Origin of the sequence: Legionella geestiana (assembly GCF_004571195.1) — a bacterium.
Lineage (GTDB): Bacteria > Pseudomonadota > Gammaproteobacteria > Legionellales > Legionellaceae > Legionella_B > Legionella_B geestiana.
This window is the reverse complement of the sequence record NZ_CP038271.1, coordinates 613,095-635,175: the sequence shown is the minus strand read 5'-3', so window position 1 is coordinate 635,175 and position 22,081 is coordinate 613,095. Positions and strand designations below refer to the sequence as shown.

Here is a 22,081-nt window from a genome sequence, read left to right as displayed (position 1 = left end):
TGGGTTGAGCACCGCGAAGCCCGGCATCGGGTATCCCCAAAGGCCGGATGTTTTTATCAAGCATCCTGTCCCGCGCTTATCAGCGCAGGCTACGGCATTTTATAGATAAAACATACACTTATGCCGCAACAGTCGGGTGTCGTCTCATGCATTCAACCCAGGCCTTATCAGCCCAGGTTACGGCACTATCAGGCCATCAAGCTCCTGCTCACAGGCAGCATGCGCGATTTCCGGGGTTGCATAACGGGGAGCTATTGGGCGCGGAACATGGAGTTGTGCCACGGGTTGCTCACTGCCGTTGCACGCCGCTTCCACAAAATCGAGAATTTCACCAATTTCAGCCGCCAGACTTTCTGCGGATATGCCGAAGTTTAGAGGTTCAGTCGCCGACATGGGATTTCTCACGTTTAGCCGGGAAAACATCTTCAAAGCGGACATGTTTACTAATCCCGACCAGATGGGTTTGCCCATCGCGTCGTTTCTCAATCCATCGGTACACAACGACCGGAATGATGAGCGACAGTAAACCAATGGCAAAGGCGATTTTATAACTGGTGTCCGGGTTCAGGAACAGAAATACCATGCAGATAATCATCAGCGCAATGGCCGTGATACCGGTCCAGGGAGAGCCTGGCGTGTGGTAGCGCAAATCGTGAATGGTATACCCCGCTTCATACAGGCGGCGACGAAAGCGCATCTGTGACCAGCAGAGTGAAATCCAGGCAACGGCACCGGTAAAGCCTGAGACCAGCAGGAGTGCAATATAAAGCTTTGACTGGCCGAAGAAGTAACCGGCCGCGAGCAGCGTCCAGATGGCGATAAGGGTCACGATTCCTGCGTTCTGGGGGACGGCGTGGCGGTTGAGTTTTGCAAGTGGCTTCGGTGCCATGCCATGACGCGCCAGCGCATTCAGTGAACGGACTATGCCATACACGCCTGAGTTGCTGCAGGAGAGGGTCGCTGTCAGTGTCACAAAGCTCGTGGCTGTGCCCGCCCAGCCGAGTCCGTAATAGTGCAGGGCATCTGCAAATACGGAGTTGTCGAGACCTCCCAGTTTCCACGGAAAGATAAGCACCAGGCAAAATACCGGAATAATGTAGATGAAAAGAATACGAAACGTGACCGTTCGGATGGCGCGCGGAATCATGCGGGCAGGGTCGATGGACTCACCGGCAGCAAGGCCAATAATTTCTGAGCCCTGATAGTTCACGAGCAGGAGCACCATGGCCGTGAGCAAGACCATCACCCCGTTGGGGAATAACCCGCCCTGGTCGAAAATGTAGCGACCACCGATGATACCACCGGGCTGTGGACCATGAATGACACCAAAGAAAATCAGTCCGGAAAGAATGACAAAGCCCATTAAAGCGGCAATCTTTATCAGTGCCAGCCAGAATTCAATTTCCCCGAAAATACCAACCTTGGCGATGTTGATATAGGTTATGAGCAAACCAAAACACACGGCCCAGACATAGCCGTTCACCCCCGTAAAATGCTGCATGATAATGCCGCCTGCGATACATTCCGCGGGAATATAGGCAACCCAGCTTATCCAGTAGGACCAACCCACGCCACAGGCGAAGGAGGGGGATATAAATTCAGTCGTATAGGTAATAAAGGAACCCGAAATAGGAATGGCAACCGCCAGCTCGCCCATGCAGAGCATCGTGAGATAAATAATAATACCGCCAAGAATATAGGCGATAAAGACCGATGGCCCGACCTGATTGACCACGGCCCCAGTGCCCAGGAAATAGCCGGAACCAATGATTCCGCCGAGCGCAATAAGTTGTACGTGCCGGTCTTTAAGGCCGCGTCGGTACTCGCCATCCGACAGTGGGGTGGCGTTGGGGGCGGTGGTGGTCACTGGTTTTTGGCTCTCCGGATATAAAATAAAAATGCCTGCATCGGGTCAGGCACAAAAAGTAATCTTTTATAAGAATTTTACGGTGAGTGCAAGCGAAATTTTTATTGTCCGGATTCCCCAGGGTCTGTTGACATTTGGTGACACGGCTGCAAACCACGTCAATTTAAGCCAAATTTAACCTTGAGTTCGTTAAATAGAGCCGGATTTTGCCTCACTCAAGATTAAATTTGGCTTAAATTGACGTGATTTTTGCTTCGCACCACCAAATGTCAACAGACCCTGGCTGTCTCTGAAGGCCACCACGCATGAAAATGATGCAGCGGCCCGCATCCCTTGCCGAGCCGCCAGTCTTTTGCGGCAAGAAGCGCCTGTTGTAAAAAGGCTCTGGCCTGTTCAACGGCTTTGACGAGCGGGAGGCCATGGGCAAGCCCCGCCGTGATGGCTGCGGAAAGTGTGCAGCCGGTACCGTGGGTATTGGGCGTTTTGATGCGGGGATACTGAAAGAGATGGGTTTCACCCTGACAGTCGGCAAACCAGTCACCGGACGCATCACCCCCAACATGCCCACCCTTGACGAGCGCGGCTTTGGCACCCAGTTTCAGTAACACTTCAGCCGCCTCCTGTTGTGAAGCCACATCCTCTACTGCTATACCCGTGAGATGCGTGGCTTCTGGTGCATTCGGTGTGATGAGCGTTGCCAGCGGAAGTATGCAGTCTTTAAGCGCAGCCCGCGCACTTTCCTGCAAGAGTGCATCTCCCGATTTAGCGTACATGACGGGGTCCACCACAAGAGGAATATCACGGGCGTGGGTGTGCAGAAAATCAGCCACGCGGTGAATAATCGCTTCAGTAAAGAGCATGCCAATTTTGATGGCGTGCGGGCGCGTGTCTTCAAATATGGCAAAAAGCTGCTCTTCAACGCAGTGCGCGGGGATTTCATGACAGCTTCTCACACCACAGGTGTTTTGCACGGGAAGGGCGGTCAAAACTGTCATGCCATAGCATTCAAGGGCTGAGAAGACTTTAAGATCAGCCTGCATCCCGGCACCGGCTGTGCCGTCAAAACCTGCGATGGAAAGGGCGACTGGAATCATCAGATTATTCTCTCATGCGTTGCATTAACGAGTATTTCAGGCGTAATTGCCATCAGTGTATCCATAAAGGCGACACGAAAGCTGCCAGGGCCCTGAGCCTGTCGGGCGGCGAGTTCTCCGGCCAGACCAAAAAAAAGGCTGGCATGCGTGGCAGCTTCAAGGTGTGTCGCCGTTACGGCGCAAAAGGCCGCCATCATGGCACCCAGCGCGCAGCCCATACCGGTTACCGAGGCCATGAGCGGAGTGCCGCGGTTCAGCGTCTGGTGATGCGAGGCATCCGTGATAAAATCGCTGGCCCCACTGATGGCTACCGTGCAGTTGCGTGCAGCTGCAAGATGGATGGCGGCCTTTTGTGCGTCTTCAACGGATGCCGTGCTGTCCACACCGCGCCCCCTGCCATCAAACCCCGCGAGCGCCAGAATTTCACTGGCATTGCCGCGCAGAATGTTCACATGTGCCAGGAGCTCTTCTGCCAGAAGGGTGCGAAAACTTGTGGCGCCTGCACCCGGAGCATCAAGGACCAGTGTTTTTTGCAGTGACGTGCTTAAGCCTGCACATCTCTGTACGAGCTGCATGAAGGCTTCATCCGGAGTGCCGGTATTGATGTAGAGCACACGGGACTGGTGCAGCAGCTCTTCGACATCGCGAGCGTCGTTTGACATGACCGGGGAGGCCCCCGCTGCCAGCAGGCAGTTCGCCACAAAATCCATGGTAACGTTATTGGTGATGCACGGCACCATCGGGCGCGCCGCCCGCATTTTTTCAAGACTTTGTGCTAAGAATTCCATCATGACTGAGTGCCTCTATCGGTAAGCGCGCGCAAATCGCGGCAGGTCACAGCGGGATTCTCCGCCTGATGAAGGGCACTGATGACCGCAATGCCCTGTGCGCCATGTGCCATGACGGCTGCGGTATTACCGGCGTGTATGCCGCCAATTCCGATAACAGGATGCTGGCTTTGAAGGGACAATGCGCGTACACCGGAAAACCCCCAGAGGGTGCGCAGGTTGGTTTTAGTGGGCGTTGAAAAAACGGCGCTCGCCGCGACATAGTCGAGCGGGCAGGCATTTGCTTGCAAGAGCTCAGGCAGCGATTCAATCGAAAGACCAAGGTATTTGCTGCAGCCGAGCTGTTCGCGGGCTTTAAAGGGATCGCCATCAGTTTGTCCGATGTGAGCACCAGCGGCATCCACGGTGAGGGCAAGCGCCAGGTCATCGTTGATAATGAGCGGAATATGTAACGGGTCAAGCACGGCTTTAAGGTGCGTGGCAAGTAAAAGACGGTGCCCGCGTGGTGCGTTTTTCACCCGCAGCTGCACAGAGGTTACGCCCTGTGTCGCGCAGTTACGGACAAAGCTCAGCCAGGCGCCGATGTGGTCGGGTTCGGGCTCTGTGACGAGCATGAGCCGGTAAAAAGGAGTGTGCATGTGAGCCACCGTTCAAAACGATGGCTGATTGTAGCGCAATAAAGCATCGCTGTCAGTTACCTGTCGGTTGAATTGCTCCCTGGGGTTGCGGCTGCAGTTCCTTGCGGTTTTTAAAAAATGCCAGTGCCTCGGGATTCGCGAGAGCGTCTTCATTGATTACCGGGCGCCCATGTACGGCTTCTCGCACGGCAAGCTCCACTGTTTTACCGCTTAAGGTGCGCGGAATATCAGGCACTTCAAGAATTTTTGCAGGAACGTGCCGGGGGGATGCGTTGGTGCGCAGGGTCGTGCGAATGGTCTGGCAGAGCGACTCATCGAGCGTGATGCCGGGCTTGAGTTTGACAAAGAGTACGATGCGCACATCGTCCTCCCATTCCTGCGCGATGACGACACTGTCGACAATCTCAGGAATACTTTCAATCTGGCGATAGATTTCGGCCGTTCCGATACGAACTCCACCGGGATTGAGTATCGCATCTGAGCGACCGTAAATGATAAGGCCACCGTTGCGCGTTATTTCAGCGTAATCCCCGTGGGCCCAAACCCCGCTGAAGCGTTCAAAATACGCCTGATGATAGCGCCTGCCATCGGCATCGTTCCAGAAACTAACGGGCATGCTGGGAAATGGACGGGTGCAGACCAGCTCGCCCCGCATTTCCCTGACAGACTGTCCTTCTTCGTTAAAAACTTCAACGGCCATGCCGAGTCCCGGTGCCTGCAGCTCGCCCCGGCGCACTGGCAGGAGGGGATTGCTGAGGGCAAAACAGGAGACGATATCTGTACCGCCTGAAATGGAACAGAGTGGAATAGTTGCCTTGATGTGTGCGCTTGTGAAGTCATAATTTGCCGGCAGCAGCGGCGAGCCAGTAGAGAGAATGGTGCGCAGATGTTTTAGGGGATGTTTTTCATTGGGGCGCAGGCCGGATTTCTCAACGACCGAAAGGAATTTGGCACTGGTTCCAAAAACGCTGATGTTTTCTGCATCAATGATATCAAAAAGCCGATTGGCATCGGGCCATGTGGGCGCGCCGTCATAGAGTACCAGTGTCGTGCCAAGTGCCAGGGCACTGACCATCCAGTTCCACATCATCCACCCGGTAGTGGTATAGAAAAACAGACGGTCTTCTGCACGAAGATCGGTATGCAGCGCCAGTTCTTTCAGGTGCTGCAGCAGCGTGCCGCCCGCGCCATGCACGATTCCCTTAGGTCTGCCGGTGGTGCCTGATGAAAACAGCAGATAGAGCGGATGGTCAAAGGGGTATGGGGTAACATCAAGCGCCTCGGCGGGACGCAGAAACGCATTCCACGAAGTGGCGCGGCCATTGGCCTCAATAGAGGCGGGCAGCCCCAGTACCGGGCAGACAACAACTGTTGCAAGTCCCTTAAGTGCCTGCAGGTATTGCGGGATTTTCTCGAGGCTCTCGTGCGTTTTTCCCTGCCAGACATGACCGTCCTCCACAAACAGCACAACAGGCTCAGCCTGCCCGAGGCGGTCGATGGTGGCATTAACCCCAAAATCTGGCGAACAGGACGACCATACGCCGCCAAGGCTTGCGGTTGCGAGCATTGCGATGACGGCAAAGGGGCTGTTTGGCAGAATGGCGGCGACCCGTGCCCCGCGTGTTACGCCTGCCATGCGCAGTGCCGCAGCACACTCTGCCACGCGCTGATTTAATTCGCGAAAGCTGATTTCCTCGCGCGCGCCCTGTTCATTAATGGCGATAATTGCGAGGTGCTCATCGTTGCGCGATAGCAGATGACGGGCAAAACTTAAGCTCGCGCCGTTGAACCAGCGTGCGCCAAACATCCCTTTTTCAGCATCCAGCACGCGTTCTGCCGGTGTGTCAAATGTCACGCCGATAAAGTCGCAAAACGTTTTCCAGAAGGCTTCAGGTGCTGCTACTGACCAGCGGTGCAGTGAGTGGTAGTCACTGAAGGTGCAGTGGTGTGTGCGTTCGGCAAAGCGCAGAAATTCTGCCATCCGGCTGTGGTTTTCAGGCAGGGGCGGGGGTGTCCAGAGAATCTCGGGCATGTTTGGCTCCGTGCTAAGAGGGATTTGCCAACAGAGCGTTGGCGACTTTTGACTGGTTTTTGCGTTGAAGCACGCGGCAAATAGCGTCTCCAGCCGAAACAACCTGGTAGATGTCCACACCGGTTTCCATGCCGAGGCCATGCATGAGGTAGAGCAGGTCTTCCGTGGCAACATTACCGCTTGCGCCGCGCGCGTACGGGCAGCCTCCGAGGCCCGCGACCGCGCTGTCAAAGCGACGGATGCCACAGTCAAGCGAGGTTGACACATTCGCAACCGCCTGCCCGTAGGTGTCATGAAAATGCATGGCAAGCTGGTGTGCCGGCAGAACATGGGCCATGGTTTTTAAAAGTGCTTCAGTCTGGCGCGGTGTGCCGACACCAATGGTATCACCAAGACTGATTTCGCCCGCTCCAAGTTCGAGCAGCATGGCGGTTACTTCAGCCACTTTTGCGGGTTTAATTTCGCCTTCATAAGGACAGCCCAGCACACAGGAAACGTAGGCTCGCACCCTGACGCCGTGCGCATTGGCAAGTGCCATCACCGGGCGGAAACGCTCAATGCTCTCGGCAATCGAGCAGCGGATATTGCGCTGATTAAACTGCTCGCTTGCGGCAGTAAAAATGGCGATGTTTTCAACGCCCGCAGCCAGTGCACGCAGCATCCCGGCCTCATTAGGCACGAGCGCTGAATAGTGTACACCCGACACGCGCTCAATCTCAGCCAGTACGGTCTCGCCATCGGCAAGCTGCGGAATGGCTTTAGGGGATACAAAGCTTGTGACTTCAATGTTTTTAAGCCCGCTGTGACTGAGGGCATTAATGAGTGCCACCTTGGCGGCTGTCGGCACAAAGGCGGATTCATTCTGCAACCCGTCACGTGGCCCCACCTCAATCAGAGTGACTTCCTTTGGGTTGTTCATGCTTATCCTTCCAAGCTGTCATCCGCCGCCTCTTCCAGCGCCAGCAATTCTACGCCTTCACTGACCTGCGCACCTACCGCGAAATAAATGGCCGTGACACGGCCGCCGCGCGGGGCATACAGAGTGTGCTCCATTTTCATGGCTTCAAGCACCATGAGACGCTCGCCCTTACTGACCGTATCGCCAATGTTTTTAAGGATGGCAACAACGGTTGACGGCATCGGAGCGGTCAGTTCAGCCTCTGCGGCCTCCTGTTCGGCAGATGCCCACTGTGCGCGGCTTGTGGTTCCGGGGCCATCGGGGGTATAGAATGTCCACTGATGCGCATGACGCTCAAATGGCAGTTTTATTCGCTCCCCATCAACGTCAAGGTAGAGGATATCGCTTTTCAGGAGTCCCTTAAGCACATGACGCGACTCAGTGGTTTCAAGTACGAGAGTGTCAGGCGATTGCGGGGTTATCTGCACTTCATATATGCCATCCGCGAGCTGGTAGCGGGCAGGCCAGCGGCGATGGCGCCCCATGTGCCAGCCAAATCCTGACTGTGCCAGCGGGCTGAGGCCTGATTGAAGCTGTAAATAATCGGCGGTGGCGGTTGCAAAGAGCAGGGTGTTTGTATTGGGTGCCTCAAGGGATACGGTATTTTCGCTCAAAAAATGCGTGTCATGCTGTGCATTTGCAAATACTGGATGTTTTAGGATGCGCTCTACAAATGCAATATTGGTGCGCACGCCGCCTACATGAAAATCAGCCAGCGCACGTGTGAGTCGGGCTATGGCTTCTTCCCGGTTTCTGCCATGGGCAATAAGCTTTGCGAACATGGGGTCGTAATACTGGCTGATAGTCGAGCCTTTGACGATGCCTGAATCAAGGCGAATGCCAGTCCCTTCTGGTATTTTCAAGAAATGCACAACTCCCGTTGAAGGCAGGAAGTTTTCGCGGGGGTCTTCAGCACAGATGCGGCATTCCACAGCGTGTCCATGTGCGCGAATGGCATCCTGTGTTGCCGGCAGTGGTTCGTTTGCGGCAATGCGAAGCTGCCACTCTACCAAATCAAAGCCGGTAATCATTTCTGTCACCGGGTGCTCGACCTGAAGGCGCGTGTTGACCTCCATAAAATAAAACCCAAAGTCGGCATCCACCAGAAACTCAACTGTTCCGGCTCCGCGGTAATCAATGGTGCGGGCAACGGTGCAGGCGGCTTTGGCGAGGCCTTCCCGCAGGGCATCGGGAAGGCCCGGGGCGGGTGCCTCCTCGATAATTTTCTGGTGACGGCGTTGAATGGAGCAGTCGCGCTCAAAAAGGTGAACCACGTTACCGTGGTTATCGGCCATTATCTGGATTTCAACGTGGCGAGGATTCTGGATGAGCTTCTCGATGAGCATGGTGTCATCGCCAAATGCCGCCCGAGACTCACGGCGCGCGCCCTCGAGTGCAGCAGAGAATTCTTCAGGCGCGTGTACCGCGCGCATGCCTTTGCCGCCACCACCGGCAGCCGCCTTCAAGAGGACTGGAAAGCCAATGTTTCTGGCTGCCTCAAAGAGTGTGGCATCCTCCTGATTTTTACCATGGTAGCCCGGCGTCAGCGGCACGCCCGTTCCCTCAAGAATCTGCTTGGCGGTCTGTTTGGAACCCATGGCCTCCATCGCGGCAACCGAAGGGCCAATGAAAACAATGCCTTTTTCCGTCACTGCTTTCACAAAGCGCGGGTTTTCCGAGAGAAAACCATAGCCTGGATGAATGGCGCACACACGGGCTTTTACCGCAGTTTCCACCAGAACATCGATATTCAGATAACTGGAAAGCGCTCGTGGCTCGCCGATACAAAAGGCTTCGTCCGCGAGACGCACATGCTCACTGTCTGCATCTGCCGTTGAATACACGGCAACCGATTCAATGCCGAGGCGGCGCAGTGTTTTAATGATGCGGCAGGCAATTTCACCGCGGTTGGCAATCAATACCCGTTTAAACATATTTACCCCTTGCTCCAGTCCGGTGCCCGCTTTGCAAGAAAGGCACGCAGCCCCTCCTGGCCTTCGGCGCTGACACGCGTTTGGGCGATTTTACGCGCGGTTAGTTCAAGAATGCCCTCATCAATGGGGCGGTTGGCCACATCAGAAACCAGCTGTTTGCAGGCTGCAACGGCATTTGGCGCATTGCGGGCGAGCGTTTCTGCAAGCTCCATGGTGACTGTATCAAGCTTTGATGCATCCACCATGCGGCAGAGCAGGCCAAGAGTCAGTGCTTCCTGTGCGCTAAAGCGCTCAGCACTCATAAAAAGACGCCGCGCTTGCCGTGCGCCCATGGCTTCAATTACATAGGGGCTGATGACAGCAGGAATAAGACCGAGGCGTGTTTCTGAAAAACAAAAACTCGCGGTTTCACTGGCGATGGCCATGTCGCAGGCGGCAATAAGGCCGACCCCGCCGCCAAAGGCGCTGCCCTGCACTTTAGCCAGAGTGGGTTTGGGGCTGTGATAGAGCGTATGCATGACGCGCGCGAGCACCCGTGCATCAGCGAGGTTTTCCGCTTCGCTGAAGTTGGTCATGCGCTGCATCCATGCGAGGTCGGCACCCGCGCTGAAGTGCGTGCCATTGGCGCCGAGCACGATGACGCGGGTCTCTGGACAGGCGATGGCACTCTCAAGGGCAGCCTGAAGGCCGAGAAGCAGCGTGTCATCAAAGGCATTGTGCTTTTGCGTACGATTCAGTGCGATGCAGCGAATGTTCTGAATCTGCTCACAAACAAGGTCATCGTTCACCAAAAAATCTCCCTGTTACAGCGCTTTACATGCGAAATACGCCAAAGTGCGTGGGCTCAATTGGAGCATTTAGAGCGGCAGACAGACTAAGTCCGAGCACGGTTCGCGTGGTGTGTGGGGCGATAACCCCATCATCCCAGAGCCTTGCGCTGGCGTAATACGGATTCCCCTGATGCTCATACTGCGCCCGGAGCGTGTCCTTAAAACGCGCTTCTTCCTCAAGCGGCCACTCAGTTCCGTGTTTTGCGAATTTGTCGCGCTGAATTTGGGCCATGACGTTGGCTGCCTGCTCTCCCCCCATGACGGAAATGCGCGCATTAGGCCAGGTCCAGAGAAAGCGGGGATCGTAAGCGCGCCCGCACATGGCATAGTTTCCAGCTCCAAAACTGCCGCCGACAATCACGGTGAGCTTGGGGACGCGGGCGTTGGCAACGGCCATCACAAGCTTCGCGCCGTGTTTGGCAATACCTTCAGATTCGTATCGGCTGCCCACCATAAAGCCTGTAATGTTTTGTAGAAAAATCAGCGGGATACCGCGCTGGCAGCACAGTTCGATAAAGTGTGCGCCTTTTTGTGCGCTTTCCGAAAAGAGAATGCCGTTGTTGGCGATGATGCCGACTGGATATCCAAAGAGGTGTGCGAATCCACAGACCAGTGTGCTGCCGTACAGCGCCTTGAATTCATCCAGCACCGAGCCATCGACAATACGGGCGATAATTTCACGCACGTCAAAGGGCTTGCGCGGGTCGGCCGGTACGATGCCGTTCATCTGTTCAGCCGGATAAAGGGGCTCAAGGGATTCACGCATCAACACCGTTTCAGGTTTTTTGCGGTTAAGATGCCCTATCAGTGTACGGGCAATCTGTAAGGCATGCGCATCATTCTCGGCCATGTGGTCAGCAACACCAGAACGGGTGCAATGGACAGCAGCACCTCCGAGGTCTTCAGCGCTGACCTCTTCGCCGGTTGCGGCCTTAACAAGCGGGGGACCGCCCAGAAAAATGGTGGCCTGATTTTTTACCATCACCGATTCATCGGCCATGGCAGGTACATACGCGCCACCGGCGGTGCACGAACCCATAACCACGGCTATCTGCGGAATGTTCATCGCCGACAGTTGAGCCTGGTTGAAAAAAATACGCCCGAAATGGTCTCGGTCTGGAAAGACTTCATCCTGACGTGGCAAAAAAGCGCCGCCGGAATCCACGAGGTAGATGCAGGGCAGGTGATTCTGGCGGGCTATTTCCTGAGCGCGCAGGTGTTTTTTTACCGTGAGCGGGTAATACGTTCCGCCTTTAACAGTGGCATCGTTGATGACCAGCATGCACTCCGTGCCATTGACGCGGCCAATTCCGGTGATGAGGCCGGCAGCGGGCACCGTGTCTTCATACACTTTCCATGCAGCCAGTGGCGAAAGCTCGAGGAACGGACTTCCGGGGTCGAGCAGATGCTCAAGGCGCTCACGTGCAAGCAGTTTACCGTGGCGGCGATGGCGTTCGCGCGCCTTTTCATCTCCGCCCTGATACACCGTATTGAGCGCGGCATCAATGGTGTCGAGCAGCGCACGCATACTTGCTTCATTGTGTTTGAAATCCTGAGAAGCCGGGTTGATTTGGCTTAAAATCCTCGACATACCACTTCCTTAACGAATCATTACATTCGACAATGCCACAATCAGCCACACCATCCAGGTTATTTCAAAAAACCATGGCATGGTCGAACCCTTGACGAGGCGGTAAATCAGTGCCGGAACGGCGGTAATGGCTACTGGAAGACCTGCCAGCACAAGTACCTTGCGCACGGTCTCACCGATGTAACCACTGCTGAAGACCATGGCAAGCCAGCCGTTAACGGTCGTAAAGAGCATATCGACCCCGATGACCACCATATGGCCGTAGCGGGAAAATACAACGGCAAGCAGACTCAACAACAGATAGAAAAGGCCTTGTTTTAACATGATTATCCCTGTCCTTTATAAACGTTCCACAGCAATTGCGGTTGCCTCTCCTCCACCGATACAGAGTGCGGCGACCCCGCGTTTCAGATGCTGACGCTCAAGGGAGCGAATGAGGGTAACAAGAATACGCGCTCCACTTGCGCCTATAGGGTGCCCAAGCGCACAGGCGCCACCATGAATGTTAACACGGTTGATGTCAAGGGACAGTTCGCGGATGGCGGCCATGGCGACAACAGCAAATGCTTCATTGATTTCAAAAAGGTCAACCGTGTCGAGTGTCCAGTCAGCGCGCGCCATCACTTTACGAATGGCGTCAACGGGAGCTGTCGTAAACCAGCGCGGCTCCTGTGCGTGGCTTGCCTGAGCCACGATGCGTGCCAGCGGTCGCAGCCCGCGCGCGCGGGCTTCAGATGCCCGCATCAGGACAAGGCTTGCCGCGCCATCAGAGATACTGCTGGAATTGGCGGCGGTAACGGTACCATCTGGCTTGAAGGCCGGGCGCAGCTGTGCGATTTTTGCAAGTTTTGCCACATCGGGGCTTTCATCGCGGTCAACAAGGGTGTCGCCCTTGCGCCCGGCGATGGTCACCGGAACCAGTTCGGCGGCAAACGCACCATTTTCCTGCGCGAGGAGTGCGGACTTCATGGAGCGCTCGGCAAAGGCGTCCTGTTCGGCGCGGGTAAATCCAAAGTGGCTTGCGGTGTCTTCAGCATAAACCCCCATGAGGCGTCCGGGCTCGTAGGCATCTTCAAGGCCATCGAGAAAGAGGTGATCTTTCAGTTCACCATGACCCAGCCTATAGCCGGCGCGTGCTTTGGCAAGGAGGTAGGGAGCATTGCTCATGCTTTCCATCCCGCCGGCCAGTACGATATTCGCACTGCCCGCAACAATCAGGTCGTGCGCGGTCATGACGGCTTTCATGCCGGAGCCGCACATTTTATTGAGGGTGGTGGCGCCTGCGCTGTCGGGAATGCCGGCACCAAGCGATGCCTGGCGCGCCGGTGCCTGGCCAATGCCGGCCTGCAGTACGCAGCCTGTTATCACCTCATCAATCTCACGGGGGTCAATGCCTGCTTCGGCAATGGCCGCGCGGTTTGCAAATGCGCCAAGCTCAGGGGCCGTCAGGGGAGCGAGACTTCCCAGAAGATTGCCCATCGGCGTGCGTTTTGCACCAACAATTACCACGTCATCACGTTCCATGCGCCTCTCCCCCTTTACGCGGTTTCTTTAAACAGTTCTCGCCCTATCAGCATGCGCCGGATTTCAGAAGTTCCGGCTCCGATTTCATAGAGCTTTGCATCACGCAGCAGACGTCCTGCCGGATATTCGTTGATGTAGCCGTTGCCGCCAAGAATCTGAATGGTCTGCAGCGCCATCGCTGTCGCTTTTTCAGCGGTAAACAAAATGATACCGGCGGCATCCTTACGGTCGACCGTACCGCGGTCGCATTGTGCTGCCACGCTGTAGAGCCATGCTCGTGACGCCGAGAGGGCGGTGTACATGTCAGCGAGCTTGCCCTGTATGAGCTGAAACTCACCAATCGGCTGGTCAAACTGGCGACGTTCGTGCACGTAGGGCAGCACGACATCCATGCACGCCTGCATGATGCCAACAGGGCCTGCAGCAAGCACCGTACGCTCGTAGTCAAGGCCACTCATCAGTACCCGCACGCCGTTATTGACTTCACCAAGGACGTTTTCTGCCGGTACATGGCAGTCTTCAAAGACCAGTTCACACGTTTCTGAGCCGCGCATGCCGAGCTTATCGAGTTTTTGCGCGGTGCGAAAACCGCTGAACCCTTTTTCTATGATGAATGCAGTAATGCCTTTGGCGCCTGCATGAGTATCCGTTTTGGCATATACCACCAAAACATCGGCGGATGGGCCGTTGGTTATCCACATTTTAGTGCCGTTCAGCACATAGCCATCCTGCGTGCGTGTGGCCCGAAGCTGCATGCTGACGACATCCGACCCGGCATTGGGCTCACTCATGGCAAGTGCGCCAACGTGCTCTCCCCGAACCAGCGCCGGGAGGTAGCGGGCCTTTTGCGCTTCATTGCCATTAAGGTAAATCTGATTCACACACAGGTTAGAGTGAGCGCCATAGCTGAGTCCTACGGACGCTGAAGCGCGTGAAATCTCTTCCATGGCAATGACGTGGGCAAGATACCCCATGCCGGCACCGCCATAGGCGTCATCAACCGTAATGCCAAGCAGCCCCATTTCTCCCATTTTTGACCACAATGCGTGGGGGAAGGCGTTTTCATGGTCAATCTGTGCGGCAATCGGCGCAATTTCCGCTGCTGCAAATGCCCGGACGCTGTCACGCAGGAGCATGAGTGTTTCATCAGGATAAGGGTATGAAGGATTAACCATATGTGTGACTTCCTGTAACCTGGAAAATTACGCTAGACTATACCCAATCAAAACGAAGTTGCAACTGCATTTTGCAGATGCACGGGCAGGAGTAGTGCTTATGCACGCGGGAGCACTCTGGGGATGCGGTATTCTGGATTACCGCGAAGTCTTTGATGTCGATGATGAAATACTCAAAGGGCGTATACTCGAACATGCCTGCGGGCCCACGGCTTTTAATGCCGAGCAGACTGCGCGAGGACAGGTGGTGCTCAGTCAGGATGCGCTGTTCGCGCTGCCTCATTCCACACTTGGGGAGTATATCAACAGTGCCGCTGAAAACATCCATGTCAAATCACGCCGTGAGGGGCTTCGCACCTTTCTTGCAGATTTTACGACCGGACTTCGCGAGGGGCGTTACCGCGCGGTAAGCGAACTTCCTTTTCCTGAAACGAATTTTTCGTTTGACTGCGTATTGACAGCGCATTCACTGTTTCAAGACGTACATCCGAATCATCTCGATTATCATCTGGCAATTCTTCTGGAACTGGCGCGCCTTGCGCCAGAAGTGCGCCTCTATCCGCTGACAGACCATACTGGTACCCCGGCGCTGCTCCTCGGGCCGCTGCTGCTCGCTTTACAACAGAAAAATCATGGCACGGAAGTGCGGGAAGTCAGAGGCGTCGATGGCGGTGCTTCTGGCGCGATGCTGCGCATCTGGGCCAATGAGTGCCCGCTGTAAGTGTGAATGCGTGCGCCTTGATGCGCGAGTGAACTCAGCCGCAACTACTGATGGGAATACCCATTCCCATTGTGCGTAACACTGTATATACTCCGCCAATTTTTGGGGTGTATAAAATATGGAATGGACAGCAGGTCTCCTGCTTGCTTTTGCGGTATCATTCGCACTGGTTTTTGTGGTGCGTAAATATGCGCTTGCAAAAGACATCATCGATATTCCAAACCACCGCAGTTCACACCTTCAGCCAACACCCCGCGGGGGCGGCATTGCCTTTGTGGTGGTATTTGTTCTTTCGCTGCTGGTCATGGGTGTTCGTGGCATGCTGCCATCCGTCCTTTCTGCCGGCATGACTGCCAGTCTGGTGCTGGTGGCATCTACGGGGTTTGTGGACGACTGGCGTGGCTTATCGCCAAAGACGCGTCTTTTGCTTCACATGCTCGCGGCCACCCCTGGTCTCTGGGCGATTGGCGGCGTACCGTCACTCAGTTTTGCAGGATTCATGATACCTTCAGGCGTCTGGCTGACAGGCTTTGGATTACTGTTTCTCGTCTGGTACCTGAACCTTTTTAATTTTATGGACGGCATTGACGGTATTGCGGCAGTTGAGACGATAACCATCGCACTTTCCGGCAGTTTACTGTTCGCGCTTTCTCATCATGCTGATGGTGCGATGATGCCGCTTTTTCTAGTGGCGTCAGTTCTTGGTTTTTTGTGCTGGAACTTCCCGCGGGCGCGCATTTTCATGGGGGATGCGGGCAGTGGATTTCTTGGGCTGACCCTCGGGCTTTTGACGTTGCTTGCCGGCCACACGGCTCCCGAACTTTTTTGGGGATGGCTGATTTTTGCTGGAGTGTTTGTAGTTGATGCAACCACGACCCTGCTTGTGAGGCTTTTTCGGCGCCGTAATGTCTTTGATGCGCACCGCACACATGCCTATCAGCATGCTGCACGACAAAGCAGTCACCAGAGCGTCGTGGCTCTCGTATTCATTCTTAACAGCATGTGGTTGCTGCCCCTCGGTCTGCTCGCAGGCCTTGGAAAGCTCGACGGTTTTCTGGCGCTTGTTATCGCCTGGCTTCCGCTCGTGCTGCTGGCGTTGGTTCTTGGAGCGGGCACCGCTGAAACTGAACTTTGTGGCGAAAAAAACGGCATAAAAGGGGTGTCTTAAGTTTCTGTTAAGGTTCAGGGTGTAAACTTTACGGTGAACAACACATTAATTAATCAGCAGCCACCCAAGGTGCCATGGAAGCGTTCTGTGGATGAAAGTTGGTGGTTGCATCGAAGGGAGATGTTCTGATGTTGATTTTGACGCGACGCATTGGTGAAACACTGATTATCGGTGACGATGTGAATATTACGGTGTTAGGTGTAAAGGGCAACCAGGTTCGCCTCGGAATTAATGCCCCTAAAGATGTTTCAGTGCACCGTGAAGAAATCTACCTGCGCATCCAGCAGGAAAAGCAGTCTTCTGACTCTGAAGACGAAGTGGTTTAAGTCAGGTTGTGCAGTCATTTCTGACTGCACAAACACGTTTGTGGTGCAATTTAACGAAGCCTTACGAATAATCAGTGGGGCATCCCTTCCGATAGTGTCCACGAAGGCTCGCATCCCCCGATGAAAGCCAGTGCATTACCCCCGCTCCATCAAGCACGCCAAGCTGTCCCAACGCATTAACGCCACTCGCGATTCCCTCAAGAGCGTCTGTATGGCGGCTGACCGAAACCGCGCGTCCGCGCAGGCAATCAAACGTCTCCCATGCGGCAAGAAAGGCTGAAAAGCCCTGTTCACTGAAAAGGGTCAGAGCGCGCTCAAGCTGTACCAGTACGGCGGCAATAACGGTGTTTCGGCAAAGAGGTTGTCCGGCGAGGTCCATCAGCGCACACCAGGGGGCGTGAAAACCGTGGTTGACCGTACTATCGGCATTGGTATTGATACCGATGCCAATAATGACTTCCGTGCCGCTATTGCTTTCCCCCATCGCTTCAACCAGGCAGCCGGCCAGTTTTTTACCCTGCCAGTAGAGGTCATTTGGCCATTTGACCTCAATCCGCTCATGACTTGCAAACGCACTGAGCGCCTCCAGAACAGCAAGGCTGACCACGAGACTGAGGCCTGCAAGCGCTGAAATATCCCCACTGAAACGCCAGCGTATCGAGCAATAGATGTTTTCACCAAAGGGAGAGTGCCACGTGCGACCCAGTCGCCCGCGTCCGGCCGTCTGCATTTCCGCACAGCAAATGCCAACCCCGTCAAAAGGAAGACTTTCACGCAGGAAACGGTTGGTGGAATCAATCACCGGAAAAAGATGCAGCCTGAAGGGGAGCGAAAAACTGGCTTTTAAGAGTGCCTGCTCAATCTGTGCGGCATCGAGTGGAATAAACGCCTTTTCAAGCCGATAGCCAAGGCCCTGAATCGATTGTACCTTAAGGCCCAGAAGTTCAAGCTGGCGAATCTGCTTCCAGATGGCACTGCGGGAAATACCAAGACGTGCCCCAAGCTGCTCGCCGCTGTGGCAATCACCGTCCTTAAGACAGTGCAAAAGCGGAAGGGGGATATTCATTCATGCTCCGGCAAGCGAAGAAAAGCCACGTCTTTAACGCGGGTATCGCAGCATAACGCGGCAGCGCAGGCTAAAAACGGCGTAAAACCACGCATCTGCCAGAGCTTGTCTACAAGCGGGTCAAGTACCTCTGCGCGCAGGGGGAGTCTTGCTGGAACGGTAAAACGCGTGGTCGGGTATGAAAGCCCCATTCCGGCTGCTTTAATAAACGCCTCCTTTTGTGCCCAGATGTGAAAAAAGGCCATGGCTCTCTGCCATGACGGCAGTCGCTCGAGTACTGCGTTTTCCTCAGGCGAGAAGGAGTGTCTCGCAATGCCTCTATAATTGCGGCATGAAAAATACTCGATATCAACACCGAGTGGAAAATCCTGTCCCACGGCCACCAGCGCAGAATCGGCTGAATGGCTGAGGTTAAAAGTGAGTCCGTCAGCGTCCATCAGGTGAGGCTTGCCATAGTGGTTGGTTGAGAAGACGAGTTTTTCAGGACACACTCCGGTATAGAGTGCGAGTATGCGGCGAAGGCCTGCGTGGGCTGCGATAAAACGGCGTCGGTGATGCTCAAAATAAAAGCGGTCCGCGCGTTCAATTTCATTGTTGTCAAGCAGCGAGCGTGCATCCTCGAGGGGCTTTAGCAGCGAAAAGTGCCAGACGTCTATACGGGTTTGTGAGCGCGTGCGCGGTGTAACGTCAGTGGGTGTAAAAATCTGCATGCAATCACCAGAAGCCGGAGGACAGTGGCATCTCATCACCGTTGTAGGGTATCATAGCGCATGATAATACATTCACCAATGGGTATTTGATGAGTCGGCAATTTTTGGATTTTGAACAACCCGTGGAGGAGTTGAATCAAAAGATTCAGGCCTTACGCATGCTGAGCAACGACAATGAGGTTAATCTCAGCGATGAAATCGCGCGCCTTGAGGCAAAATGCGATGAGCTCCTGGCCAGCACATTCTCAAGCCTTGAGCCGTGGCAGATTACGCAGATGGCGCGCCATCCACTGCGCCCGCAGACCACGGACTACATCGAAGGTATTTTTACCGATTTTCAGGAACTGCATGGCGACAGGCACAATTCCGCGGCTCCGGCGATTATCGGCGGACTTGCGCGTCTGAACGGTGAGCCGGTCGTGGTGCTTGGGCACCAGAAAGGCAAGCGCACGCCTGAGAAAGTTTATCGCAATTTTGGGATGGCACGCCCGGAAGAGTACCGTAAGGCACTGCGCCTCATGAAGCTTGCCGAGAAATTCAAGCTGCCGGTATTTACCTTTATTGACACGGCAGGGGCATATCCGGGCATTGGCGCCGAAGAGCGCAATCAGTCGGAAGCCATTGCCCGCAATCTTTTTGAAATGGCACGCCTTGAGACGCCGGTTATTTGCACCATTACCGGGGAGGCCGGTTCCGGTGGCGCACTCGCCATTGGCGTTGGCGACCGGGTGCTGATGCTTCAGTACAGCATTTATTCCGTTATCTCGCCGGAGGGCTGCGCGTCCATCCTCTGGAAAGATGCTGCCAAAGCCTCAGATGCCGCCCGTGCCATGGGGATTACCGCGGATAAAATTTTTGAGCATGGTCTTGTCGATGATGTTATCAGTGAGCCCCTGGGGGGCGCGCATCGTAATGTGGCTGAAATGACTGAGGCCCTGAAAAAGGTGCTTATCTCCGAGTTACAGTCTCTGAAGCGTTTTTCTGCCGCAGAGCTTGTTGAGCGGCGGTATAAAAAATTCCTGGCGATGGGAGCCTGTGGCTGAGTCGCTCCTGAGTCCTGAGTGGGTTGAAACGCTGTCGCGTTTCAGCACACTTTACGTGGGCTTCAGTGGTGGCCTTGATTCTACCGTTCTTTTGCACGCCCTGTGCACGAACCCTTCTCTGGCACCAAAAGTGAGAGCCGTGCATGTGCACCATGGTCTGAGTGCGCATGCCGATGCGTGGGAAGCGCATTGTGCGCGGGTGTGTGAAACGTTATCGGTGCCGCTTTTAGTAAGACGCGTGGCTTTTAGCGAGCGCGACAACCTTGAAGAGCGCGCCCGCCTTGCACGTTACGCCGTATTTGCCGAGTGCCTCGATGCTGACGATTGCCTGGTGCTTGGGCACCATCAGAACGACCAGGCAGAAACAGTGCTGATGCGCCTTTTGCGGGGCAGCGGGGTGGAAGGGCTTGCCGGTATGCGTGCCATCAGAACGTTTGCCGCCGGCATGCTGGCGCGCCCGCTGCTCAACTGCCCGCGCGCGCGCCTTGAAGCGGTTGCAGAACGGCTCGGGCTTTGCTGGGTAGAGGATGACAGTAATGCCTGCGAGGCGCTTTCACGCAATTTTATACGCCAGAGCATTCTGCCGCTAATCGCCGGGCGCTACCCAGGTGTCATTGAGACCCTTTCCCGCAGTGCCGGGCATTTCGAGGCGGCACAAGTGAACCTCGAAACGCTCGCACATCTCGACTGTACAGCGCTTGCAACATCATCTGACCGGCTCGCGCTCTCGTATCTTTTGCCCCTGTCGCCGTTTCGCCGCGATAACGTACTGCGTGTGTGGCTGCGTGCAAACGGAGTTCGCATGCCGTCAGCGGCAGTGTTCCAGCGCATTACCCGAGAACTCCTTACAGCGCGCCCCGATGCCATGCCGCGCGTGGCATGGGGAGAGGTGCAGCTTTGCCGCTACCGGGACACTCTATGGCTTTTACCAAAATCCCGGGTTTTGTCTGAAATGGATGCTGCGCCACCGTTCATGACATGGGATACCTTCCCAGACCCTCTGCAACTTCACGATGGGCGTGTGCTGCGCGCCAGTCCTGCACAAGCCGGGCTCAGTGTTCCACCCGCTGCTGCTGTTCGCACAGGTTTCAGGGCATTTGGGGAGAGGATGCGCTGGCGCGGGCAGACGAAGGCCATCAAAAAACTTTTTCAGGAATGGGGCGTTCCCCCATGGGAGCGCACGCGCATTCCGCTGGTTTATATCAACGATGAACTCGCCGCCATCGTCGGTTTTGCCATAGCCGATCCGTTTTTTTGTCGGGATGGTGGATGGGTGCTGGATATCATGCATACTTGAGACTCTGCAATATACTCCCGTGACGGCGCTGGTTGCTCCTCCTGCGGGCAAAGTGATACATACAGTTTTTTCAGCGATGACTCCTGTGCTTCCCAGCAGACTTTTTCTGCAGCGACTCGCGCATTTTCCCGCAGGCGCAGACGCAAAGCCTCGTCTTTAAGAAGTATTCCAATGGCGTGTGAAAGCGCGCGACCATCGCCTGCTGGCGTGCACATCCCCACCTCGTGCTCCCTGACAATGCGCCGAATTTCTGGCATGCCTGATGCCACTACCGGCAGGTGGGCCTGGATGTATTCAAAGAGTTTATTGGAGTCGGTGGTGTAATGGTTCAGGCACGTGTTTTCGATGGGTTGCACGCCGATGTCGGCAGAGACCGTATAAAGCGGCAATACCCGCAGCGGGACTGTCGGGAGAATAAATACCCTTTCCTGAAGCTGAAGCGAACAAATCTGCTCGTGCAGCGTGTGTTCAAGGCGTCCTGAACCAATCAGCACAAAATAGGCTTCTTTGTTTTCAAGGGCGGCGTTAATAAAGAGATGCAGCCCGCGCCCCTGCTGAAGCCCCCCCTGGTAGAGCACGATGGGCCAGGGTTGCTGCAGGCCGAGACGTTCTCGCAGCAGGGAAGTGCGGACCACGTTGCTGATGCGGCGCGGTCGGTTTTGCAGCACCAGCGGGCGGGGAATGCGCCATGCTCTGGCGAGAAATGCAGCACGCAGGCGGGTCGTCGTGATAACAGCATCCGTACGCGGTAAAAGTCTGGATTCAATACCCGCTACCAGCCCGCGAAAGGCGGCATATCCCTCGCGGCTGGTGCTGATTTCATGCGCATCATATACAATGCGTGCGCGGCAGAGTTTTGCGGCCAGCCAGGCGGTTGGCAGGGTGTTCACATCATGCGCGTGCACAATCGCGGGCTTTGTGAGCACCAAACGAAACAAGAGGTTTGCGTGCACGGTAAGCTTTGAGACAATACGCAGCAGCCCGCCCGATTTTCTCTGACTGAATGGCGGTAGAGAGGGTCTTTCAGTATGCGTCTTAAAGGTAGTACGCGGCTTTTTTATGGCATGAAGCAGGAGTGCAAGCGGGCTGCTTGCAACTCGAACGACCTTTATCCCCTCTGGCAGCGTTTCCTTCCAGGGGGTGGCGGGTGTGTACGGCTTTTTACAAAGCGCAAATACAGTTACCTCGTAACCCGAGGCCTGCAGGGTTCGTGCTTCGTTCAGCACGCGCGCGTCATTGGTAAATTCATTCCATACAATCATGGCAATAGTGGGCATCATGATACTCTCAGGTTGGACAGTCATTTTCCACTCGCGGTT

21 protein-coding genes are annotated in these 22,081 nt (G+C 55.2%); 5 read left to right on the top strand and 16 right to left on the bottom strand.

Translation table 11 applies throughout. The features are described from left to right. Positions 1-177: 177 nt before the first annotated feature. The 13 genes from E4T54_RS02795 to E4T54_RS02735 all read right to left on the bottom strand — a co-directional run bounded on the left by E4T54_RS02795 (position 178) and on the right by E4T54_RS02735 (position 14,431). A complete protein-coding gene (locus tag E4T54_RS02795; protein WP_028386984.1) occupies positions 178-393 on the bottom strand; it encodes a hypothetical protein in 216 nt (71 codons plus the stop codon). Beyond that, positions 380-1,867, bottom strand: coding sequence for an amino acid permease (locus tag E4T54_RS02790; protein ID WP_028386985.1), 1,488 nt, complete (start codon positions 1,865-1,867; stop codon positions 380-382). The genes E4T54_RS02795 and E4T54_RS02790 overlap by 14 nt, the downstream gene beginning before the upstream one ends. A 269-nt stretch (positions 1,868-2,136) precedes the next feature. Beyond that, on the bottom strand, positions 2,137-2,961 hold the full coding sequence (gene thiD, locus E4T54_RS02785) for a bifunctional hydroxymethylpyrimidine kinase/phosphomethylpyrimidine kinase (RefSeq protein WP_028386986.1): 825 nt from the start codon (positions 2,959-2,961) through the stop codon (positions 2,137-2,139). Further along, positions 2,961-3,752 carry a hydroxyethylthiazole kinase gene (gene thiM, locus E4T54_RS02780; RefSeq protein WP_028386987.1) on the bottom strand — a complete coding sequence of 264 codons (792 nt, stop codon included), beginning with the start codon at positions 3,750-3,752 and terminating at the stop codon, positions 2,961-2,963. Before thiM ends, thiD begins: the two co-directional genes overlap by 1 nt. Further along, on the bottom strand, positions 3,749-4,387 hold the full coding sequence (gene thiE, locus E4T54_RS02775; protein ID WP_028386988.1) for a thiamine phosphate synthase: 639 nt from the start codon (positions 4,385-4,387) through the stop codon (positions 3,749-3,751). Before thiE ends, thiM begins: the two co-directional genes overlap by 4 nt. Positions 4,388-4,439: 52 nt before the next feature. After that, positions 4,440-6,419 carry an acetoacetate--CoA ligase gene (locus E4T54_RS02770; RefSeq protein ID WP_035903435.1) on the bottom strand — a complete coding sequence of 660 codons (1,980 nt, stop codon included), beginning with the start codon at positions 6,417-6,419 and terminating at the stop codon, positions 4,440-4,442. A 13-nt stretch (positions 6,420-6,432) separates the two neighbouring features. Then, positions 6,433-7,338: a hydroxymethylglutaryl-CoA lyase gene (locus E4T54_RS02765; protein WP_028386989.1), complete on the bottom strand. Its 906-nt coding sequence runs from the start codon at positions 7,336-7,338 to the stop codon at positions 6,433-6,435. Between the two features lie 2 nt (positions 7,339-7,340). Next, complete coding sequence (locus E4T54_RS02760) at positions 7,341-9,311, bottom strand: acetyl/propionyl/methylcrotonyl-CoA carboxylase subunit alpha (protein ID WP_028386990.1); 1,971 nt, start codon at positions 9,309-9,311, stop codon at positions 7,341-7,343. Positions 9,312-9,313: 2 nt separating this feature from the next. Beyond that, positions 9,314-10,099 carry an enoyl-CoA hydratase-related protein gene (locus E4T54_RS02755; protein ID WP_035903438.1) on the bottom strand — a complete coding sequence of 262 codons (786 nt, stop codon included), beginning with the start codon at positions 10,097-10,099 and terminating at the stop codon, positions 9,314-9,316. Positions 10,100-10,124: 25 nt separating this feature from the next. Then, positions 10,125-11,732: a carboxyl transferase domain-containing protein gene (locus E4T54_RS02750; protein ID WP_028386992.1), complete on the bottom strand. Its 1,608-nt coding sequence runs from the start codon at positions 11,730-11,732 to the stop codon at positions 10,125-10,127. A gap of 9 nt (positions 11,733-11,741) precedes the next feature. Continuing rightward, positions 11,742-12,056 carry a hypothetical protein gene (locus E4T54_RS02745; RefSeq protein ID WP_028386993.1) on the bottom strand — a complete coding sequence of 105 codons (315 nt, stop codon included), beginning with the start codon at positions 12,054-12,056 and terminating at the stop codon, positions 11,742-11,744. Positions 12,057-12,071: 15 nt separating this feature from the next. Beyond that, positions 12,072-13,256, bottom strand: coding sequence for an acetyl-CoA C-acyltransferase (locus E4T54_RS02740; RefSeq protein WP_028386994.1), 1,185 nt, complete (start codon positions 13,254-13,256; stop codon positions 12,072-12,074). A 14-nt stretch (positions 13,257-13,270) separates the two neighbouring features. Beyond that, positions 13,271-14,431: an isovaleryl-CoA dehydrogenase gene (locus E4T54_RS02735; RefSeq protein WP_028386995.1), complete on the bottom strand. Its 1,161-nt coding sequence runs from the start codon at positions 14,429-14,431 to the stop codon at positions 13,271-13,273. A gap of 100 nt (positions 14,432-14,531) precedes the next feature. Here E4T54_RS02735 and E4T54_RS02730 point away from each other — a divergent pair, with 100 nt between their 5' ends. The 3 genes from E4T54_RS02730 (at position 14,532) to csrA (ending at position 16,646) form a co-directional block, all read left to right on the top strand. Continuing rightward, complete coding sequence (locus tag E4T54_RS02730) at positions 14,532-15,152, top strand: hypothetical protein (RefSeq protein ID WP_028386996.1); 621 nt, start codon at positions 14,532-14,534, stop codon at positions 15,150-15,152. Between the two features lie 118 nt (positions 15,153-15,270). Beyond that, a complete protein-coding gene (locus E4T54_RS02725; RefSeq protein ID WP_051550994.1) occupies positions 15,271-16,320 on the top strand; it encodes an MraY family glycosyltransferase in 1,050 nt (349 codons plus the stop codon). Between the two features lie 128 nt (positions 16,321-16,448). Further along, a complete protein-coding gene (gene csrA, locus E4T54_RS02720) occupies positions 16,449-16,646 on the top strand; it encodes a carbon storage regulator CsrA (RefSeq protein WP_028386997.1) in 198 nt (65 codons plus the stop codon). A gap of 61 nt (positions 16,647-16,707) precedes the next feature. Here csrA and E4T54_RS02715 read toward each other — a convergent pair whose 3' ends face one another. Both E4T54_RS02715 and E4T54_RS02710 read right to left on the bottom strand, forming a co-directional pair. Continuing rightward, positions 16,708-17,712, bottom strand: coding sequence for a biotin--[acetyl-CoA-carboxylase] ligase (locus E4T54_RS02715; RefSeq protein WP_028386998.1), 1,005 nt, complete (start codon positions 17,710-17,712; stop codon positions 16,708-16,710). Further along, a complete protein-coding gene (locus E4T54_RS02710; RefSeq protein ID WP_028386999.1) occupies positions 17,709-18,422 on the bottom strand; it encodes a 4'-phosphopantetheinyl transferase family protein in 714 nt (237 codons plus the stop codon). The genes E4T54_RS02715 and E4T54_RS02710 overlap by 4 nt, the downstream gene beginning before the upstream one ends. Positions 18,423-18,511: 89 nt before the next feature. Between E4T54_RS02710 and E4T54_RS02705 the strand changes: the two genes are divergently transcribed. Next, on the top strand, positions 18,512-19,465 hold the full coding sequence (locus tag E4T54_RS02705; protein ID WP_028387000.1) for an acetyl-CoA carboxylase carboxyltransferase subunit alpha: 954 nt from the start codon (positions 18,512-18,514) through the stop codon (positions 19,463-19,465). After that, positions 19,458-20,762 (top strand): tRNA lysidine(34) synthetase TilS, encoded by a 1,305-nt coding sequence (tilS, locus tag E4T54_RS02700; RefSeq protein WP_028387001.1) that lies wholly within the window; start codon positions 19,458-19,460, stop codon positions 20,760-20,762. Before E4T54_RS02705 ends, tilS begins: the two co-directional genes overlap by 8 nt. Here tilS and E4T54_RS02695 read toward each other — a convergent pair. Then, positions 20,663-22,042, bottom strand: coding sequence for a glycosyltransferase (locus E4T54_RS02695; RefSeq protein ID WP_065230358.1), 1,380 nt, complete (start codon positions 22,040-22,042; stop codon positions 20,663-20,665). The two genes, tilS and E4T54_RS02695, sit on opposite strands and share 100 nt — an antisense overlap. Positions 22,043-22,081 lie beyond the last annotated feature (39 nt).

What these genes read in the sequence shown, in the direction of transcription:
- E4T54_RS02795 (WP_028386984.1), bottom strand. Translation starts at nt 393, where the DNA reads ATGTCGGCGACTGAACCTCTAAACTTCGGCATATCCGCAGAAAGTCTG.
- thiD (WP_028386986.1), bottom strand. Translation starts at nt 2,961, where the DNA reads ATGATTCCAGTCGCCCTTTCCATCGCAGGTTTTGACGGCACAGCCGGT.
- thiM (WP_028386987.1), bottom strand. Translation starts at nt 3,752, where the DNA reads ATGATGGAATTCTTAGCACAAAGTCTTGAAAAAATGCGGGCGGCGCGC.
- thiE (WP_028386988.1), bottom strand. Translation starts at nt 4,387, where the DNA reads ATGCACACTCCTTTTTACCGGCTCATGCTCGTCACAGAGCCCGAACCC.
- E4T54_RS02770 (WP_035903435.1), bottom strand. Translation starts at nt 6,419, where the DNA reads ATGCCCGAGATTCTCTGGACACCCCCGCCCCTGCCTGAAAACCACAGC.
- E4T54_RS02765 (WP_028386989.1), bottom strand. Translation starts at nt 7,338, where the DNA reads ATGAACAACCCAAAGGAAGTCACTCTGATTGAGGTGGGGCCACGTGAC.
- E4T54_RS02760 (WP_028386990.1), bottom strand. Translation starts at nt 9,311, where the DNA reads ATGTTTAAACGGGTATTGATTGCCAACCGCGGTGAAATTGCCTGCCGC.
- E4T54_RS02750 (WP_028386992.1), bottom strand. Translation starts at nt 11,732, where the DNA reads ATGTCGAGGATTTTAAGCCAAATCAACCCGGCTTCTCAGGATTTCAAA.
- E4T54_RS02745 (WP_028386993.1), bottom strand. Translation starts at nt 12,056, where the DNA reads ATGTTAAAACAAGGCCTTTTCTATCTGTTGTTGAGTCTGCTTGCCGTT.
- E4T54_RS02740 (WP_028386994.1), bottom strand. Translation starts at nt 13,256, where the DNA reads ATGGAACGTGATGACGTGGTAATTGTTGGTGCAAAACGCACGCCGATG.
- E4T54_RS02735 (WP_028386995.1), bottom strand. Translation starts at nt 14,431, where the DNA reads ATGGTTAATCCTTCATACCCTTATCCTGATGAAACACTCATGCTCCTG.
- E4T54_RS02730 (WP_028386996.1), top strand. Translation starts at nt 14,532, where the DNA reads ATGCACGCGGGAGCACTCTGGGGATGCGGTATTCTGGATTACCGCGAA.
- E4T54_RS02725 (WP_051550994.1), top strand. Translation starts at nt 15,271, where the DNA reads ATGGAATGGACAGCAGGTCTCCTGCTTGCTTTTGCGGTATCATTCGCA.
- csrA (WP_028386997.1), top strand. Translation starts at nt 16,449, where the DNA reads ATGTTGATTTTGACGCGACGCATTGGTGAAACACTGATTATCGGTGAC.
- E4T54_RS02715 (WP_028386998.1), bottom strand. Translation starts at nt 17,712, where the DNA reads ATGAATATCCCCCTTCCGCTTTTGCACTGTCTTAAGGACGGTGATTGC.
- E4T54_RS02710 (WP_028386999.1), bottom strand. Translation starts at nt 18,422, where the DNA reads ATGCAGATTTTTACACCCACTGACGTTACACCGCGCACGCGCTCACAA.
- E4T54_RS02705 (WP_028387000.1), top strand. Translation starts at nt 18,512, where the DNA reads ATGAGTCGGCAATTTTTGGATTTTGAACAACCCGTGGAGGAGTTGAAT.
- E4T54_RS02695 (WP_065230358.1), bottom strand. Translation starts at nt 22,042, where the DNA reads ATGATGCCCACTATTGCCATGATTGTATGGAATGAATTTACCAATGAC.